Below are 16487 nucleotides of genomic sequence, written 5' to 3' on the forward strand. Positions count from 1 at the left end.
AGCCGTCACCCTGCAAGAGGGTGGGGCGGCACCGTGATAGGGGGTTACTTGATGACGACGAATTCCTGACCCAGCCAGAGTCCCAGGTGGCTCTTTGGATCACGCATGTTGACCTGCTTGAACCGGCGTTGCTTGCCCGGCAGGTCGTAGTAGGTTTCCTTGCACAGCTCCTCGCCTTTCAGGCAGGGGCCATACGCTACCGTGCGATAGGAGGCATTGCCTTGGTTGGTGAGCGTGTCGTCCTTCAGGTCGTAGGCGAACCGGTGCTGGCGTGGTGTTACCACCAGAATGGTGCCTATCTGTGCTGACGTGGTGGCAACAGCCTGACGGCGTTCGTTGCGCTGATCGTCCACGGAGAGCGCCGTATCCAGCCAGCGGATGCGGTAGTAACGCTCCTTGTCATCCTGCGGACCCTTGTAAAAGAACCTGACGTTGTTTTTGGCATTGGCGGGCAGCATCAGCCGACTGGGTGACAACATCAGCTCGCCGCTGACTTCCATGGGGATCTCCTGCCCTCCCTCTTCCGGTGAGGTGATGCGTGTCACGCTGATCGTGACCAATCTGGCCTGGTCGCTGCCATTTTCAATCTGCTTGGCGACCTCCTGGCTGCCTGCATCGATGAAGGTGGTGACGGCGCCGACATTGATCGCCTGGCTGATACCGGGAATGAGCAGCAGCCATATCGCTGCAATTTTCAGGTTCATGATGTGCCCCTAAGAGAACAAAGGGCCCCGCAGGGCCCTCAATGGTACGCGGTGGATGAGTTAGCTCCAGTTCGCTACGAACTCGACGTTGACTTCACCGCTCCACAGGCCGTCCGGCAGGGCGTCAAAGGTGGTGGGGGTGCCGCTGGCAGTGGCACTTTCAATGTTGAAAGTGAAGGAACCCTGCGCCGTGACGCGTTCGGCATCGTTCTTGAAGCCGTTGGCAAGAGGAGACAGATTCCCCCCCGTGATGCCGGCAGCGGTGTCGATCAGGGTGGTGTAGGCGGTTGTGCTGACCGGTGCGCCGCCCCACAGCACGCCCACATCGACGGTGGAGTCGCCACCCAGGTGATTCAGGGTGCCGTTCAGTTTCTTCGCCTTCAGGGTGAAGTCGGTCGCGCTGGCATCACCCTTGATGGCGACATCGAACAGGCCGTTGACGGTGTTGAACCCCTTGATCCCTTCGGCATATTGGAAGGAGAGGCTGGAGAGCGGGGTGACCACCAGCTCGGAAGTGGTGTCTTTCTTGGCAGTGGCCTGCCAGGTGGCAACTGCGGACGCTTCTACGGCGGCTTGAGCGGTGGCGGCAAAGCCCAGGGTAGCCACGGACAAAGCAATCAGAGTCTTCTTCATTACGATACTTCCTACATATCTTCTGGATGGTTGTGACCACCCGGTTGGTTCATTGCCCGTCAGGGGCATGCCTGGCCACGTTGGTGATGATTCGACCAGTTGTGGCAGCCGGACCTGGAATAGGTTTCTCCTCGGACCAGCTTGTTTTTTCGTCGGTAAAGATAGCGATCGGATCTGTTTTGATCGATCGAATGGTGTGTAGGAAAAATCCCAAAGGGGGATGGGGAACAAGCTGATGAAGTAATTCATTTTTCTTTTTATTTCAGTGGGTTGAGGTTTCCTCATGTATTTGATTTATATGTTTTTTTAGGGCTTTTTCCATGAGAGGAGGGTGATGAAAAAGCCAAGGGTGATTGGTGTTAGAGAAAAGGAGCATTCCGGCAATAATCAAGCTCCATATGGACTAAGTTAAGTGCAATATATTGATAAATATATAAAAATTAAATGAAGCTATAATGGTGATTAACTTGAAAGCACCATTTTTATATTTATTTAACATGTTGAGAACAAAGATGGACTGTATGGTGTGGCTGCTTGATTTGTAGTTAATATGCTCGTCGGACAGGGCTTAATAATGGATCTATATATGACGAAGGTATTGATAGTTGATGATCACCCAGCAATAAGAATGGCCGTGAACATGCTGCTAAAGCAGGACGGGCATGATGTTATAGGTGAGGTTGATAATGGTGTCGATGCTATCGCCATGGCCAGGAAAGCCCATCCAGATATTGTTATTCTTGATATTGGAATACCCCAGCTTGATGGCATCGAAGTAATTAAAAGAATCAAGGTGCTGGATCTTGGTGCCAAGATTCTGGTGCTGTCAGCACAGTCCACCCACCATATTATGGTGCGGTGCCTGCAAGCTGGTGCCGAGGGGTTCTTGTCCAAACTGGATGATTTGTACTTGCTGAAGGATGCGATCGCAAAAATAGAGAAGCGGCAACTCTATTACCCCCGTGACGTCATTGCCGGCGCCAGGCATGCCCATACGGTCGATCGGGAAGATCTGCTGTCGACCCTCTCTTCCCGCGAGATGAGCGTGCTGCTGCAGATTTGTCAGGGCCGTCCCAACAAGGAGATTGCCCAAAGCATGCTGCTGAGCGAGAAAACCGTCAGCACCTACAAGACCCGGTTGATGAAGAAACTCAACATCACCAACATCGTTGATCTGATCAGTCTTGCCAGACGGCAGAAACTGCTGTGAACCGGGTGAAACTGATGTTGCTTCTGCTGGCGCTGGTCTGGGTGTGGCCGCTGGCGGCCCGGGAACCGGAAGAGCCCCTGCTGCAAGTCTATTCGCGGGATGGCGGGGAATACCTCGATGCCAGCCCCTTGCCGCTGCATGGGGAGGAGTGGCGCTGGTTGCAGGAGCGCGAGCGGCTGATCCTGGGGGTGCCCAGACCTGACAACCCACCTATGGACATCACCCTGAGGGCGAATGCTTATGAAGGGGTGACGGCCGACATCGTCGGCATGTTGACCCATCTGCTGCACATCGAGATCCTGGTGAAGGGATATCCCTCCAGGGCGGCTGCCATTGAAGCGCTCCAGCGGGGGGAGATCGATCTGCTGAGTACCTCCAATTCCTATGAGCGGGAACAGCATCTTCTGCTGACTGACAAATATATTGCTGACGACCCAGCCATCTATAAAAACATTCAGGTCAAAGAGCGAGAAATAAGAACAATAGCCGTGCCGGAGTATTATTTGCCGTTCATGGATATCATGCGCTATCTGTCGGACTACAAAATTAAAATATACCCGTCTCGCTATAGTGCATTGTCCGCGGTGGCATATGGTCAGGTTGATGCCGTCATGGTGGACATGATCTCCGGCAATTTCATCGTCAACAAGTTCTATCAGAGCAGCATTCAATTATTGAAGCCGCTCTATATCGATACCGCCGGTTTTGCCTTTGCCCTCAATCCCAAGGAGCGGCGACTCAAGAGGATCATGGATATCGCGCTGGGGGAGATCCTCGAGGGCAAGCGGGCGGAAGTGGCCAAGCGCTGGAATGGGGGAGGGCTCTCCATCGGTGCCAGCAAGATCGGTCTGAGCCGCGAGCAGTGGGAGTGGCTGGGCAAGCGGGAGAAAATCCGGATTGCGGTGAACAGCGGCATTCCCCCTCTCAGTTTTTACGACGTCACCGGCACCATGCACGGCGTGGTCGCCGATCTGCTGCAGGTCATGCGAGCCAAGCTGGGGGTGGAGCTCGAGGTGGTGCCTGCCAGGACGCCGGAGCAGATGACCCAGTTGCTGGATAGCGGCCAGGTGGATGCGGGGGTGTTGAGCCCTTCTGCCGAGCGCAGGAACCGCTATCTGTTCAGCCGGGCCTTTGTCCTCGATCCCCTCTCCTATGTGGTGGGGCCGCGCCACCGGGAGGTCCCCCCTGCATCGCTGCTCAAGACCGGTACCGTGGCCATGGTCAGGGGTTTTATCTCGACCCAGGCCATCGAGGCGGAATACGGCAAGCTGGCGACGCGGCAGTTCGATACGATTGAAGACGCCATGCGCTGCGTTGCTACTGAGATGTGCGATGTGACCATACTGCCGCTGCGGGTGGCCAAGTACTACGTCAACAGCCAGTTCCCAGACAGCCTGCTTATCACGGGAGAGCTGTTCGATTCCATCCCCATCGGCGCCGCGTTTGCGGTCACCCCCGCGCATCCCGTACTGCGGGACATTCTGGACAAGGTCATCGCCATCATTCCACCGGATGAGCTGGAAGGGCTTTCCAACCGCTGGCGAGTCAATGTCAAACAGGGGAGTGTCTCCTGGCAGGAGCTGATCCGGGAGTTCGGGGTCTTCATCGCGTTGATCCTGCTGCTTACCATCTGGGTTGGCCTGTGGGGGTTGTCGCTGCGCAAGCAGATCCGTGAGCGGCGGCTGGTGGAGGGGGCGCTGAGCACTCAGCTCAAGTTCATCGCCGACCTAGTGGACGGCACACCTCACCCCATCTATGCACGGGATCTGAACGGGATTCTGGTGCTGTGCAACAGCAGCTATGCCAGCTTCCTTGGCGAGCCCAAGGTTAGCCTGCTCGGCACGGGCCTGGACGACGCGCGAACGCGCTGGCCTTTTCTTGCTCCCCTGCTCGGGGATCTGGTGCTTTCCTGTGACAGCCGCCGCGCCCAGGAGGGGGATCACCGTCTGGTCCTGCCGACGGGCGGGGTCGACGTCTATCACTGGGTTCAGCCTTACTACGATCTGAACGGCAATGTGCAGGGGGGTGTGGGAGGCTGGATCGACGTCAGCGAACGGGTACGCCTGCTCGATGAGCTGGCGGTGGCCAGCCAGGAGGCCCAGGAGGCAAACCGTGCCAAGAGCACCTTCCTCGCGACCATGAGCCACGAGATCCGTACCCCCATGAATGCCATCATCGGCTTGCTGGAACTGGCGCTCAAGCGGGGTCGGCTGCACGAGGAGGATCAGGCCTCCCTCGCTATTGCCCATGGCTCGGCCAGCGATCTGCTGAGCCTCATCGGCGACATCCTGGATATTTCCAAGATCGAGTCTGGCCGGTTCGAACTTGCCCCCGAACCCCATGACATCGTGACCCTGACAGCATCGGTCGTCACCGTCTTTACCGCGCTGGCGAGGCAGAAAAATCTGCGGCTGGATCTCGTCACGGGCACTCCTTCCTGGGTGCAGATCGATGGTCTTTGTTACAAGCAGATCGTCTCCAACCTGATCAGCAACGCCATCAAGTACACCGATCGCGGGTCGGTCACGGTGACGCTGGCCTCCCGGGTCAGCGATGGCTGGTGTACCGTGCAGCTCACCATTCTGGATACCGGCATCGGCATCGATCAGGCCGAGCAGGCCAGGCTGTTCGAGCCCTTCAGCCAGGCCAGCCAGCCCGAGAAAATCCAGCAGTCGGGTACTGGGCTGGGTCTGATGATCTCCCGCTCCCTGTGCGAGACGATGGGCGGCTCCCTGCAACTGGAGAGTACGCCCGGGCAGGGGACTCGGGTCAGTATCGAGATCAAGCTGCCGGTGGCCGATGCCGTGGCGATGCCCGCCACGCCTGCACAGGAGCCGGCGGTGGAGCCGGTGCGGCGACTGAAGATCATGGTCGTGGACGATCATCCAGCCAACCGGTTGCTGGTCAGCCAGCAGCTGGCTTATCTGGGCCATGACGCCACGGCCGTCGAGTCGGGGGAAGAGGCGCTGCGGCTGCTGATCGGAGCCAGGGTGGATGTCATCATGACCGACTTCAACATGCCCGGCATGAACGGCTTCGAGCTGGTTCGCCAATGCCGGGAGCTGGAGCGGCTGCACGGCTGGCGACGCACCGTGATCCTCGGGCTGACGGCCGATGCGCGGCAGGAGCAGATCAATGAAGGGCAGGCGGCAGGGATGGATGACTGTCTGTTCAAGCCCGTCGGGCTGGAGGCGCTCGATCATTGCCTGCGTCGGCACATGCAGCGGGAAGAGCAGAGTGACATGGTCGTCTGTATGGAGGAGATCCGGCGGTATCTGGGGCCGCTGACCGCACATCAGTCGACCCTGATGGTGCCTCTGCTGGCCGAGTTTGTGCGGGCCAGTGACGACGATATCGCGGGATTGCAACGGGCCGCGGAGGAGGGACATGTCGGCCAGTTCATCGACCGTATACATCGTCTGAAAGGGGGCGCCAGGATCATGGGCACGCTGAAACTGGTGGCGACCTGCAGCGAAATAGAATCCTGGGAGCTCGATCAGGCCAGGCTGCCCGAGGCGCTGGCCCGTTTGCAGCAAGAGTACGAGGTCGTTCGGCTGGCGGCGACCCAGCTGCAGGTGATGGAAGGGGAGGAATGAAGGCATGGGAACATGCCTTCGGCTCCTGTGGTCAGCCCAGCCAGTACACCATCAACTCATAGGCGGCTTCGCCCACCTGGTCCGGTCTGGCTGACGGGGCCTGATAGCTGAGGTAATAGCGGGTCGCCTGGGCCAGGGGGAGGGGGCGGCTTGCTTCGAGGGGTTGTCCGTTGAGCGCCAGCGTGATCCGGAGATCATCCTGCTGTGGCAGGGAGCCGTAGAGTGCGCGGGCTTGCAAACGATAGGTGGTGTTGAAATCCGGGTGGCTCAGGTCTGCTGCCAGGATCTGGACGGGAGCCTGTGCCGGATCCGAATTGATGGCCTGGAGGCCTGGGTGGGTCAGCGCTACTTCCATGTTGGTCTCTTTGCTGGCGGTGGCCTGCCAGTTCAGCTGGCTCACCTGCGTATTGGCGTGAACGGCGGCACTGCTGCAACCGATCATCACTGCCAGCACCATGCTTTTTTGAAACATAGTTATCTCCTTTGTCGGACTGGGCCCTCCTTGGCGAGGGCCTCCTCTTATCGGCGCTTTCCCCGAAAGCTGAACCGCTCTCCCCGGATTCGCCCATGAGTCGGCGGCAGATAAGGGGTATGATCCGCCCCCTGGCGCCATGCCATTGACGGAGGAGAGCCATGCTCGAAAATCAGATGATGTTGTTGGCGGTGTTTGAGCGGGCGGCGCTGATGCTGATGACGCTCTTTCTTCTCACCCGCACCCGGCCGTTTCAGCGATTGTTCCAGAAGCGTGACCACACCCCGGCTGAGCTGGTGCTGGTGGCGGCCATCTTCTGTCTGTTCGCGGTGTTCAGCACCTACACCGGCATTCCGGTGGAGGGGGCCCTCATCAATGTGCGGATCATCGCCATCATCTCGGGCGGCATCCTGTTCGGCCCCTGGGTCGGCATTCCGGCCGGGGTCATCTCGGGGCTGCACCGTTATCTCATCGACATGGATGGCCACACCTCCATTCCCTGTCTCATCGCCAGCATCATCGCCGGCCTGCTGGCCACCTGGCTGCACCTGCGCTGTCGCAAGTCGCGGCTCTGGCTCTATGGCATCCTGGCGGGGATGGCCTGCGAGGGGCTGACCATGCTGCTGATCTGGCAACTGACCGAGCCCCATGCGGTAGGTGTGGAGATAGTCAGTCATATTGCCTACCCGATGATCGCCGGGGCGCTCTGTATCGGGCTCATCATCAAGCTGGTGCAGGATCTGGATGACGAGAAGGAGCTGATTGCCGCCAAGCAGGCCAAGCTGGCGCTCGACATCGCCAACAAGACGTTGCCGTTTTTCCAGAACATCGATCGCCACTCCCTGAGCCAGGTGTGCGGCATCATTCGCAGCGAGATCAGCGCCGATGCGGTGGCCATCACCGATACCCGCGACGTGCTGGCCTATGTGGGGGTGGGCAAGGATTACTACGAGCTGGACGAGCACCACGCCATCAGCGACATGACCCACAGAGCGGTGCTGCTGGACCAGATCATCATCAACAACGATCTGCGCCAGTATCACCTCTCCGATTTTCACTCGGTCATCATTATTCCGCTGCGGGAAAACGGCGCCGTCAGCGGCACCCTCAAGATCTACTATCGCCGCACCCACAGCATCACCAGCTCCCTCAAGGAGATGGCGGTGGGTCTCTCCCAGCTCATCTCCACCCAGATGGAGGTGTCGCGCATCGAGCAGCTCAAGGAGATGACCCGCAAGGCGGAGTTCACCGCGCTGCAGAGCAAGATCAACCCCCACTTCTTGTTCAACGCCCTCAATGCCATCTCGTCGCTGATCCGCATCCGTCCCCAGCAGGCACGCCAGCTGATCGCGAATCTCGCGGATTACCTGCGCTACAACCTCAACAAGGGGGACACCCTCATCGACATCCAGGAGGAGCTGCAGCAGGTGCGCGACTACGTGGCCATCGAGCAGGCCCGCTTCGGCGACAAGCTGGAGGTGGTGTTCGAGGTGGACGACGTGCATATCCAGGTGCCGAGCCTGCTGTTGCAGCCGTTGGTGGAAAACGCCATCCTGCACGGCATCCAGCCCCGCAGTGCGCCGGGTCGGGTCACCATCGAGGTGAAGCAGCTGGCGGGCGGCATCCGGGTCGCGGTGCGCGACACCGGCTACGGCATCAGCCAGGCGGTGATCGACGGGGTCGCCGCCGGTCGGGTGGAGAGCCGCAGCATCGGTCTGATGAACGTGCATCAGCGGGTCAAACTGCTCTATGGCGACGGCCTGCACCTCAAGCGGCTGGAGCCGGGGACCGAAGTCTGTTTCTATCTGCCTGATCAGGAGGCAATGCCATGCTGAAAGCGATCATAGTGGAAGACGAATGTTTGATACGGGAGGAGCTGGCCTCTCCTGTGCTCCTTATGGGGGCAATGTCATGCTGAAAGCGATCATTGTGGAAGATGAGTATCTGGCCCGCGAGGAGCTGGCCTTTCTGGTGGGGCAGCACAGCAACATCGAGATAGTGGCGAGCTTCGAGGATGGGCTGGAGGCGTTCAAGTATCTGCAGGATCACGAGGTGGACGTGGTGTTTCTGGATATCCAGATCCCCGCCATCGATGGCCTGCTGCTGGCCAAGAACCTGCACAAGTCCAGCCATCCGCCCCACATCGTCTTCGTCACCGCCTACAAGGAGTTTGCGGTGGAGGCGTTCGAGCTGGAGGCATTCGACTACATCCTCAAGCCCTACAACGAGCCGCGCCTCATCAATCTGCTGCAGAAGCTCGAACTGGCGGGCAAGTCCCAGCCCCAGGGTGCGGAGCCCGGGACGCCACAGAACCGCACCGTCAATCTGGTGAAGGGGGAGCGCATCATCGTCACCCCCTGCGAGCAGATCTACTACGCGGAAGCCGACGAGAAGCTGACTCATGTCTACACCCGTACCGATCGCTACGTGATGACCATGACCCTCAGCGAGTTCGTCAGTCGGTTGCCGGCCGAGGGGTTCTTCCGCTGCCACCGTTCCTACTGCGTCAACATCAACAAGATTCGCGAGATAGTGCCCTGGTTCAACAGCACCTATCTCATCCGGCTCCATGACCTGCCGTTCGAGGTGCCGGTCAGTCGCAGCAACATCAAGGCATTCCGTCAGCTGATGCGGCTCTGATTGTCATTCATTCCCGCCGATCTGCATTTCATGCCGTAATCGGTCGGCGGGAGCGGCGTCTTGCCTATAGTGGCCCCAGTTTCCTTAAGGCCATTCCTCGAGACGCATCATGACCAGAGAGCTGAATCGCACCCGCTACCTCACCCTGTTGGGGACCATCATCACCCAGTTCGCGCTGGGATCCGTTTACACCTGGAGCCTGTTCAACGCCCAGCTCTCTGACAAGCTGGACGAGCCGGTGAGCCAGGTCGCCTTCGCTTTCGGCCTGCTCAGCCTCTCCCTGGCGGTGGCCTCCTCCCTGGCAGGCAAGCTGCAGGAGCGGTTCGGGGTGCGCAACGTCACCCTGGGTGCCGGCGTGCTGCTCGGCATCGGCTTCTTCCTCACCGCTCATGCCAGCAACCTGGCGATGCTCTACCTCTGCGCCGGCATTCTGGTCGGTTTTGCAGACGGTACCGGCTACCTGATGACCCTCTCCAACTGTGTGAAGTGGTTCCCGGAGCGCAAGGGGCTCATCTCCGCCTGCTCTATCGGTGCTTATGGCCTCGGCAGCCTCGGCTTCAAGTACATCAACCTGCTGCTGCTCTCCAGCAACGGCCTTGAGACCACCTTCCAACTGTGGGGGCTGATCGCCATGTCCATGGTGCTGGTGGGTGGCATGCTGATGAAGGATGCGCCCAAGCAGGCCGCCGCCGTGCAGCAGAGCGAGAGCCGCGACTTCACCCTGGCCGAGGCGATGCGCAAGCCCCAGTACTGGATGCTGGCGCTGATGTTCCTCACCGCCTGCATGAGCGGTCTCTACGTCATCGGCGTGGCCAAGGACATCGGCGAGAAGATGGTGGGCCTGCCGGCCGTGGTCGCCGCCAACGCCGTCGCCATCATCGCCATGGCCAACCTGGGTGGCCGGCTGGTGCTGGGCATCCTCTCCGACAAGATGTCCCGTATCCGGGTCATCACCATCGCCCAGCTGATTACCCTGGCCGGCATGGCGCTGCTGCTGTTCGTGCCGCTCAATGCCAACCTTTTCTTCGTGGCGGTGGCCTGCGTGGCGTTCAGCTTCGGCGGCACCATCACCGTCTACCCCTCGCTGGTGAGTGACTTCTTCGGCCTCAACAACCTGACCAAGAACTACGGCGTCATCTACCTGGGCTTTGGTCTGGGCAGCATCATCGGCTCCATCGTGGCCTCCCTGTTCGGCGGCTTCATGGCGACCTTCAACCTCATTCTGGTGTTGCTGGTGGTGGCCCTGGTGCTCTCCCTCACCATCCGCCTGCCGGCTCCCGTTGCGGCTGTCGACAGGGCCTGATCCCTCTCGTTTCTCAAGTCATAAAAAAGACCCGGGCCTTGGCCCGGGTCTTTGCATGTCAAGGGATGGGCTCAGCGTGGGGGCAGACCCAGCAGGGCGCGCAGCTGGTGCGCGGTGGCCTCGACCGCCGGCCAGTCGCGGCCAGTGACGGTGACGTGGCCCATCTTGCGGCCGGGGCGGGCTTCGCCCTTGCCATAGAGGTGAAGGTGCACCCCGGGCAGGGCCAGGGCGCCGGCCCAGTCCGGCGTGCCGTCTTGCCACAGATCCCCGAGCAGGTTGAGCAGGATGGCGGGCTGAACCTCAGCCTGTGCCGGCAACGGCAGATCGCACAGGGCGCGCACCTGCAACTCGAACTGGCTGCAACCGGCGTTGTCGATGCTGGGGTGACCCGAATTGTGGGGCCGGGGGGCCATCTCGTTGACCAGTAGCTCACCGCCGACCAGGAAGAACTCCACCGTCAGCACGCCCACATAGTCGAGGGCGGCGATGATGTGCTCGGCGATGCGCTGGGCCTCGCGCTCCAGGGCGGGCACATTGGCCGGAGAGCGAGTCTGATCCAGGATGCCGCCGCTGTGCCAGTTCTGCACCAGGGGCAGGGCACTGATGGCACCGCTCGGACTGCGGGCCAGGGTGAGGGCAAATTCCCCCTCCAGCGGCAGGCGCTTCTCCAGTACGCAGGGCACGCTGCTGGCGGCCAGGGCCGCTGGCAATTCGCCCGCATTGTGGATAGTCCACTGCCCCTTGCCATCGTAGCCCTCGCGGGCGGTCTTGAGGATGGCGGGGAAGAGGTCGCTTGGCAGGGCGGGCAGCGGCTCGCCGGGCAGCAGGGTCAGGTTCGGGGCAACCGGTACGCCGGCGCGGGTCAGGAAGGCTTTCTCTTCCCGGCGATCCTGACAGACACGTACTGCGCTCGCGGCCGGGCGCACCGGCTTGTACTGCTCCAGCAGGGCCAGGGAGGCTGCGGGCACGTTTTCGAACTCGCAGGTGATAGCGTCGCAGCGGCTGGCCAGATCGCGCAGGGCATCGGTATCGTCATAGGCGGCCACGATCTGCTCGTCGGCGGCTGCACCGGCGATGCTGATGGGGTCCGGGTCCAGCACGATCACCTTGTAGCCGAGACGGTGGGCAGACATCACGAAGTAGCGGCCGAGCTGGCCGCCACCGAGCATACCCAAAGTGGCGGGGGGCAGTATCATGCCGGCTCCTCCAGGGTGAGCGCCAGCACCCGGTCGCGCTCCTTGGCGCGGAAGCCATCGAGCTGCTGGTGATAACGGGGAGCGTCGCCATCCTGGGCGACAGAGAGCAGGGACACGGCGAACAGACCGGCATTGGCGGCACCCGCCTCGCCGATGGCGAAGGTGGCGACCGGTACGCCCTTGGGCATCTGCACGATGGAGAGCAGGGAATCCATCCCCTTGAGCTGGCGGGTGGGGATGGGCACGCCCAGCACCGGGATCGTGGTCTTGGCGGCCAGCATGCCCGGCAGGTGGGCTGCGCCGCCGGCGCCGGCGATGATGGCGCGCAGACCGCGATCGCGCGCACTGGCGGCATATTCAAACAGGAGATCCGGGGTGCGATGGGCGGATACGACGCGCGCTTCATAGGGTACGCCGTGCTCCTTGAGGATGCGGGCGGCGGCCTGCATCACGGGCCAGTCAGAGTCGGAGCCCATTACCAGGCCGATCATAGGGGGGGTCGTCATTACGGCTTCCTCGGATGTCAAACGTTTGCCGCATGTTACCAAAAAGCCGTGGGATCTGGCTCAACATTTCTTGTGTTTGACCCGCTCGAATGACGGTCAACGAGCCTCAAGGTACGAGAGGGGGCGAGGATCTGCGCCACTTGGCACCGACTTTGGGTAAAAACGACATTAGAAATCCAGATGGCTATACATCCAAGACGGCTCTGCCTATAATCCCCCCGCTTTGGCGCATCATGCTTAAAAGGGAATCCGGTGAGAATCCGGAGCTGGCGCGCAGCGGTAAGGGGGAACGAAGCGACATCAGGGCACTGCCGTCAGGTGGGAAGCCGTCGCCGTAGGCCATCAGCCCCCAAGCCCGAAGACCTGCCAAAGTTCGTATTTCGGGCCGAGAGAAACCGGCCACGAAGTAGATGCTTACGCGAACTTAAGGATCTCTCATGTCCAAGACATTATTGGCGGCTGCCCTGTTGCCAACGGCGGCCTTTGCCCAACAACTGACCATCCCCGTCAATCCCACCATGGTGGTGACCGCTACCCGTGTCGCCCAGCCTGCCTCCAGTGTGCTGGCTCCCGTCAACGTGGTGACCCGTGACGAGATCGATCGCCTGCAAGCCCAGACCGTGACCGACGTGGTCAAGACCCTGCCCGGCGTGGAAGTGGTCAGCAACGGCGGCCGCGGCCAGCTCAGCTCGCTGCGGGTACGTGGTGGCACCTCTTCCCAGACCCTGGTGCTGGTGGATGGGGTGCGCAGCGCCTCTCTGACCGCCGGGATGACCGAGCTCAACAACCTGCCCCTCAACCAGGTGGAGCGGATCGAATATATCCGCGGTGCACGCGCCACTATTTATGGGTCCGATGCCATCGGTGGGGTCATCAACATCATCACTCGCCCGGACCAGGGGACCAATCAGCACAAGTTCAACCTGGGCGCGGGCTCCCACAAGCAGCGTCAGGCTGCCTTCAGCAGCGCCAGCCAGGTGGGTGATGCGGGTCAGATCAAGGTCGCTGGTGGTTTCGATGACGAGACCGGCTACAACGTGCACCCCATCGCCGGGGTGAACGATGGCGACAAGCATGGCCACCGGGGTTATAACGCCATGGTGGATTATCAGCAGGCGCTGGCCAGCAACTGGGATCTGTTCGGTACGACCCGCTGGTTCCGCAACATTGCCCAGTACGACAGATCCTCTGCCGCTTCCGCCTGGGGCCCGGCGTTTCATCAACGCAACGAGACCTGGACCGAGAACCAGAGCTACCAGCTCGGCTCCCGCTATCATGATGAGCGCTACCTGAGCGAGCTGCGCGGCGCCTTCTCCAAACAGGATGCCTACGACTACCCGGATACCAGCGGCCGCGATCAGTCCGCTGATCGGCTCTATACCCGCCAATACACCCTGAACTGGGTCAACAGCGTCAAACTGGACGAGAGCTGGACCCTGGGGGGCGGCGCCGACTGGCAGCGCGACATGCTGGACGATAGTTCCCGCTCCTCTGGCGTCGCCTTCCCGAGTGACGCCGATGAGCGTGACAACACCGGGCTCTATGCCCTGGCCCAGTTTGACAACCAGGTCTGGCAGGCCGAGCTGAGCGGTCGCAGCGATGACAACGAGCAGTTCGGACGTCACAACACCTGGCAAACCGGCGCTGGCTGGCGCTTCGTTGAGGATTATCGGCTCAGTGCCCGTTACGGCACCGGTTTCCGTGCCCCCTCCTTCAACGATCTCTACTACCCGGGGTCCGGCAATCCTGATCTGAAGCCGGAAGAGTCGAAAAGCCACGAGTTGATGCTGGACGGACAGACCGCTGGTGTGGAGTGGCGCTTGACCGGTTATCGCAACGACTTCGAGCAGATGATCCAGTGGGCACCGGACAGCCAGGGCATGTGGACGCCGCAAAACGTCGGCAAGGCGCGGATTGAAGGGGTTGAACTGGAAGGGGAGTTCGAGACCGGCTGGCTGAGCCATCGCGTTTCCGCCGAATACAAGGATCCCAAGGACAAGGCCACCGACAAGCAGTTGCAGCTGATCTCCCGCAAGGGGGCCAAGTGGGTGAGCCAGGCGCAGTGGCAGCAGTTCGATGGCTCCCTGAGCTGGATCTACCAGGGTGAGCGTTATGGTGACGCGGCCAATACCACCCAGCTGGGCGGTTACAGCGTGTGGAACCTGGCGGTGGGCTATCAGGTTGCACCGTCCTGGAAGGTCTCCGGCAAGATCAGCAACCTGCTGGACAAGGAGTACCAGACCTCGGTGGGTTACCCGGCTGACGAGCGTGCCTACTATGTGACGGTGGACTACGCACTCTGATCCCCTTGTCTGGATTCTGAAAAATCAGGGGCCCTGCCATTGGCAGGGCCTTTTCTATTGGCGCCGGGCGGGAGTATGATCGCGGCCTCGCATTCAAGGGGGAGCTCAGGTGGCCAATATTCTCGTGTTCGACTCCGGTATGGGCGGTCTGACTGTCTATGGGGAGATCCGTCGCGCTCTGCCGGAGCACAACTATTTCTACAGTTTCGACAATGCCCACTTTCCCTATGGCGAGCTGAGTGAGGCGGCCCTCATCGAGGCTTGTACCGGACTGGTCAGCCACATGGTGGCCGAGCACGCCATCGATCTGGTGGTGATCGCCTGCAATACCGCCAGCACCATTGCCCTGCCATCCCTGCGTACCGCACTCAGCATTCCCGTGGTCGGCGTGGTCCCCGCGATCAAGCCTGCCGCCGCCCTGACCCGTAACGGCTACATCGGTCTGCTGGCAACGCCCGGCACCGTCAGCCGTGACTATACCCATGAACTCATCGCCCAGTTCGCCCCGGGCAAGCATGTGCTGCTGAAGGGGGCCACCGAACTGGTTATCGAAGCCGAGCGCAAGCTGGCGGGGTTGCCGGTCAATATGGCCCTGCTCAGAGAGGTGCTCGCAGACTGGATGGAAGGGGAGGAGAGGCCGGATACCCTGGTGCTGGGATGTACCCACTTCCCCTTGCTCAACGAAGAGATCAAACAGCTGATGCCGGAATGCCAACTGGTCGATTCGGGTCTTGCCGTGGCAAGGCGGGTGGCGCATCTGCTGGCGACACTGTCGGTCCAGGCGCCTGGCGAGGGGACGGGGCGTGCCTACTGCACGCGACTGGATGCAGGGGCCCAGAAACTGACAGCCCCCTTGCAAGCTTGGGGGCTGTCGTCACTCGAAGAAGTGGTGTACTGAATATCAGGCGTCGACGTCGTTGACGTCCTTCTCATCCCGGTCCCGCTTGTCATTTGCTTCACGCACTTTCAGGGTGCGCTGCTGATACTCCTTGTCATTGAGCGCGGCGATGGCCTTGGCCGCATCGGCGACAGGCATCTCCACAAACCCGAAGCCCCTGCGTTTGCCGGTGGCCTTGTCCTTCATCAGACGAACTGACAGTACCTGACCTTGCTCGGCAAAGAGTTCGCGCACCGCAATCTCGTTGGCGCGATAGGGCAGGTTGCCTACATATAAGGTACAGGTCTCCTGGCTGGTCGCCTGTTCGAGGGCGGTGGCAGGCGTACGGTTAAGGAAGAGCGGTACCACGAAACCGCCAATGGCCAGACCGGCGGCAAAAATGACTTCGACTTTCAGAGAGAACTGCAGGGCCTGGGCAACCAGATAGCCGAGCAGCGCCAATATCAGAGCAAGAACTGCTGCCTGCACATAAACGGGAAACTTGGATAAATTCATCTTTAAAGACCTTTTGTAAATGAAAGCAAAAAAGGTGCAACACTCTATTCACCTTCATGGTAACCAGCTTTACGACCAGACGCTACCATGGACCACTTGAGGCAAATTATCCGCTTCAGTATGGCATTCCTTCAGCCAGGAAGATCCTGATAAATGCCAATAAAAGAGGGCTGAAATCATCAGCTTGTGGATAACATTGTATATATACACTGGGTAAGTTGTTTCTAACTGGATAATTTGAAGTTTCCGTGACTTTCTTCAAAAATTCCCTTGTCATCGCAACCGGCCTCCCTATAATGCGCCCCTACCAGCACGGCGTACCACGCCAACCTGATGAGCCAGCTTCCTTAGGAAGTGGGCGCCGAAAGAAAAGCGAAAACAACCGCTTGACTTTCGAAGTGAGGAGCGTAAGATGCGCCTCCTCAACGCGATAAGTGTGACGCTCTTTAACAATTTGAATCAAGCAATCTGTGTGGGCACTCACAGCATCGAGCATCAAAAACAATTTTTGATTTTCAATGTCTGATGAAG

14 protein-coding genes and 1 riboswitch are annotated in these 16487 nt (G+C 60.2%); of the genes, 7 read left to right on the forward strand and 7 right to left on the reverse strand.

Features of this window, described 5'->3' with window-relative positions; genetic code table 11:
- Positions 1 to 44 precede the first annotated feature (44 nt).
- Together AB5Y53_RS11655 and AB5Y53_RS11660 are read right to left on the reverse strand one after the other, a co-directional pair.
- Complete coding sequence (locus AB5Y53_RS11655) at positions 45 to 704, reverse strand: fimbria/pilus periplasmic chaperone (RefSeq protein WP_045522689.1); 660 nt, start codon at positions 702 to 704, stop codon at positions 45 to 47.
- A 60-nt stretch (positions 705 to 764) separates the two neighbouring features.
- Entirely contained in the window at positions 765 to 1337 is a 573-nt protein-coding gene (locus AB5Y53_RS11660; protein ID WP_010672341.1) for a common pilus major fimbrillin subunit EcpA, read from the reverse strand.
- 586 nt (positions 1338 to 1923) lie between these two features.
- Between AB5Y53_RS11660 and AB5Y53_RS11665 the strand changes: the two genes are divergently transcribed.
- On the forward strand, positions 1924 to 2547 hold the full coding sequence (locus tag AB5Y53_RS11665) for a response regulator transcription factor (RefSeq protein WP_253583964.1): 624 nt from the start codon (positions 1924 to 1926) through the stop codon (positions 2545 to 2547).
- Between the two features lie 14 nt (positions 2548 to 2561).
- Positions 2562 to 6143 carry a transporter substrate-binding domain-containing protein gene (locus AB5Y53_RS11670; protein WP_368182078.1) on the forward strand — a complete coding sequence of 1194 codons (3582 nt, stop codon included), beginning with the start codon at positions 2562 to 2564 and terminating at the stop codon, positions 6141 to 6143.
- Between the two features lie 31 nt (positions 6144 to 6174).
- On the opposite strand, the gene AB5Y53_RS11675 is transcribed toward AB5Y53_RS11670, so the two are convergent.
- On the reverse strand, positions 6175 to 6615 hold the full coding sequence (locus AB5Y53_RS11675) for a hypothetical protein (RefSeq protein WP_368182080.1): 441 nt from the start codon (positions 6613 to 6615) through the stop codon (positions 6175 to 6177).
- A 161-nt stretch (positions 6616 to 6776) separates the two neighbouring features.
- On the opposite strand from AB5Y53_RS11675, the gene AB5Y53_RS11680 reads away from it, so the two are divergent.
- The 3 genes from AB5Y53_RS11680 (at position 6777) to AB5Y53_RS11690 (ending at position 10558) form a co-directional block, all read left to right on the forward strand.
- Entirely contained in the window at positions 6777 to 8450 is a 1674-nt protein-coding gene (locus AB5Y53_RS11680; RefSeq protein ID WP_039040684.1) for a sensor histidine kinase, read from the forward strand.
- A gap of 76 nt (positions 8451 to 8526) precedes the next feature.
- Positions 8527 to 9255, forward strand: a complete 729-nt coding sequence (locus tag AB5Y53_RS11685; protein WP_010672346.1) for a LytTR family DNA-binding domain-containing protein — start codon at positions 8527 to 8529, stop codon at positions 9253 to 9255.
- A 109-nt stretch (positions 9256 to 9364) separates the two neighbouring features.
- The gene (locus tag AB5Y53_RS11690) at positions 9365 to 10558 is read left to right on the forward strand and encodes an MFS transporter (RefSeq protein ID WP_039040686.1); all 1194 of its coding nucleotides are present in this window, start codon (positions 9365 to 9367) and stop codon (positions 10556 to 10558) included.
- Positions 10559 to 10629: 71 nt separating this feature from the next.
- On the opposite strand, the gene AB5Y53_RS11695 is transcribed toward AB5Y53_RS11690, so the two are convergent.
- Positions 10630 to 11754: a 5-(carboxyamino)imidazole ribonucleotide synthase gene (locus AB5Y53_RS11695; RefSeq protein WP_368182082.1), complete on the reverse strand. Its 1125-nt coding sequence runs from the start codon at positions 11752 to 11754 to the stop codon at positions 10630 to 10632.
- The gene (gene purE, locus AB5Y53_RS11700; protein WP_029313402.1) at positions 11751 to 12260 is read right to left on the reverse strand and encodes a 5-(carboxyamino)imidazole ribonucleotide mutase; all 510 of its coding nucleotides are present in this window, start codon (positions 12258 to 12260) and stop codon (positions 11751 to 11753) included. The genes AB5Y53_RS11695 and purE overlap by 4 nt, the downstream gene beginning before the upstream one ends.
- A 207-nt stretch (positions 12261 to 12467) precedes the next feature.
- A riboswitch (cobalamin riboswitch) is annotated at positions 12468 to 12646 on the forward strand.
- A 51-nt stretch (positions 12647 to 12697) separates the two neighbouring features.
- Here purE and AB5Y53_RS11705 point away from each other — a divergent pair.
- The gene (locus AB5Y53_RS11705; protein ID WP_045522701.1) at positions 12698 to 14563 is read left to right on the forward strand and encodes a TonB-dependent receptor; all 1866 of its coding nucleotides are present in this window, start codon (positions 12698 to 12700) and stop codon (positions 14561 to 14563) included.
- Positions 14564 to 14672: 109 nt separating this feature from the next.
- Positions 14673 to 15461: a glutamate racemase gene (gene murI / locus AB5Y53_RS11710; RefSeq protein WP_201970121.1), complete on the forward strand. Its 789-nt coding sequence runs from the start codon at positions 14673 to 14675 to the stop codon at positions 15459 to 15461.
- Between the two features lie 3 nt (positions 15462 to 15464).
- Here murI and AB5Y53_RS11715 read toward each other — a convergent pair whose 3' ends face one another.
- Both AB5Y53_RS11715 and AB5Y53_RS11720 read right to left on the reverse strand, forming a co-directional pair.
- Positions 15465 to 15956, reverse strand: a complete 492-nt coding sequence (locus AB5Y53_RS11715; protein ID WP_200164425.1) for an RNA-binding protein — start codon at positions 15954 to 15956, stop codon at positions 15465 to 15467.
- Positions 15957 to 16260: 304 nt separating this feature from the next.
- Positions 16261 to 16487 (reverse strand): hypothetical protein (locus AB5Y53_RS11720; protein ID WP_368182085.1); only part of this gene is annotated, 227 nt, incomplete at its 5' end.

The sequence above is a fragment of the Aeromonas sp. R7-5 genome, assembly GCF_040908015.1.
Lineage (GTDB): Bacteria > Pseudomonadota > Gammaproteobacteria > Enterobacterales > Aeromonadaceae > Aeromonas > Aeromonas caviae.

Excerpts from the sequence above, each read along its gene's own strand:
- AB5Y53_RS11715 (WP_200164425.1), bottom strand. The coding sequence starts at position 15,956 with ATGAATTTATCCAAGTTTCCCGTTTATGTGCAGGCAGCAGTTCTTGCT.
- AB5Y53_RS11680 (WP_039040684.1), top strand. The coding sequence starts at position 6,777 with ATGCTCGAAAATCAGATGATGTTGTTGGCGGTGTTTGAGCGGGCGGCG.
- AB5Y53_RS11675 (WP_368182080.1), bottom strand. The coding sequence starts at position 6,615 with ATGTTTCAAAAAAGCATGGTGCTGGCAGTGATGATCGGTTGCAGCAGT.
- purE (WP_029313402.1), bottom strand. The coding sequence starts at position 12,260 with ATGACGACCCCCCCTATGATCGGCCTGGTAATGGGCTCCGACTCTGAC.
- AB5Y53_RS11695 (WP_368182082.1), bottom strand. The coding sequence starts at position 11,754 with ATGATACTGCCCCCCGCCACTTTGGGTATGCTCGGTGGCGGCCAGCTC.
- AB5Y53_RS11655 (WP_045522689.1), bottom strand. The coding sequence starts at position 704 with ATGAACCTGAAAATTGCAGCGATATGGCTGCTGCTCATTCCCGGTATC.
- AB5Y53_RS11705 (WP_045522701.1), top strand. The coding sequence starts at position 12,698 with ATGTCCAAGACATTATTGGCGGCTGCCCTGTTGCCAACGGCGGCCTTT.
- AB5Y53_RS11670 (WP_368182078.1), top strand. The coding sequence starts at position 2,562 with ATGTTGCTTCTGCTGGCGCTGGTCTGGGTGTGGCCGCTGGCGGCCCGG.
- AB5Y53_RS11685 (WP_010672346.1), top strand. The coding sequence starts at position 8,527 with ATGCTGAAAGCGATCATTGTGGAAGATGAGTATCTGGCCCGCGAGGAG.
- AB5Y53_RS11665 (WP_253583964.1), top strand. The coding sequence starts at position 1,924 with ATGACGAAGGTATTGATAGTTGATGATCACCCAGCAATAAGAATGGCC.
- AB5Y53_RS11660 (WP_010672341.1), bottom strand. The coding sequence starts at position 1,337 with ATGAAGAAGACTCTGATTGCTTTGTCCGTGGCTACCCTGGGCTTTGCC.
- AB5Y53_RS11690 (WP_039040686.1), top strand. The coding sequence starts at position 9,365 with ATGACCAGAGAGCTGAATCGCACCCGCTACCTCACCCTGTTGGGGACC.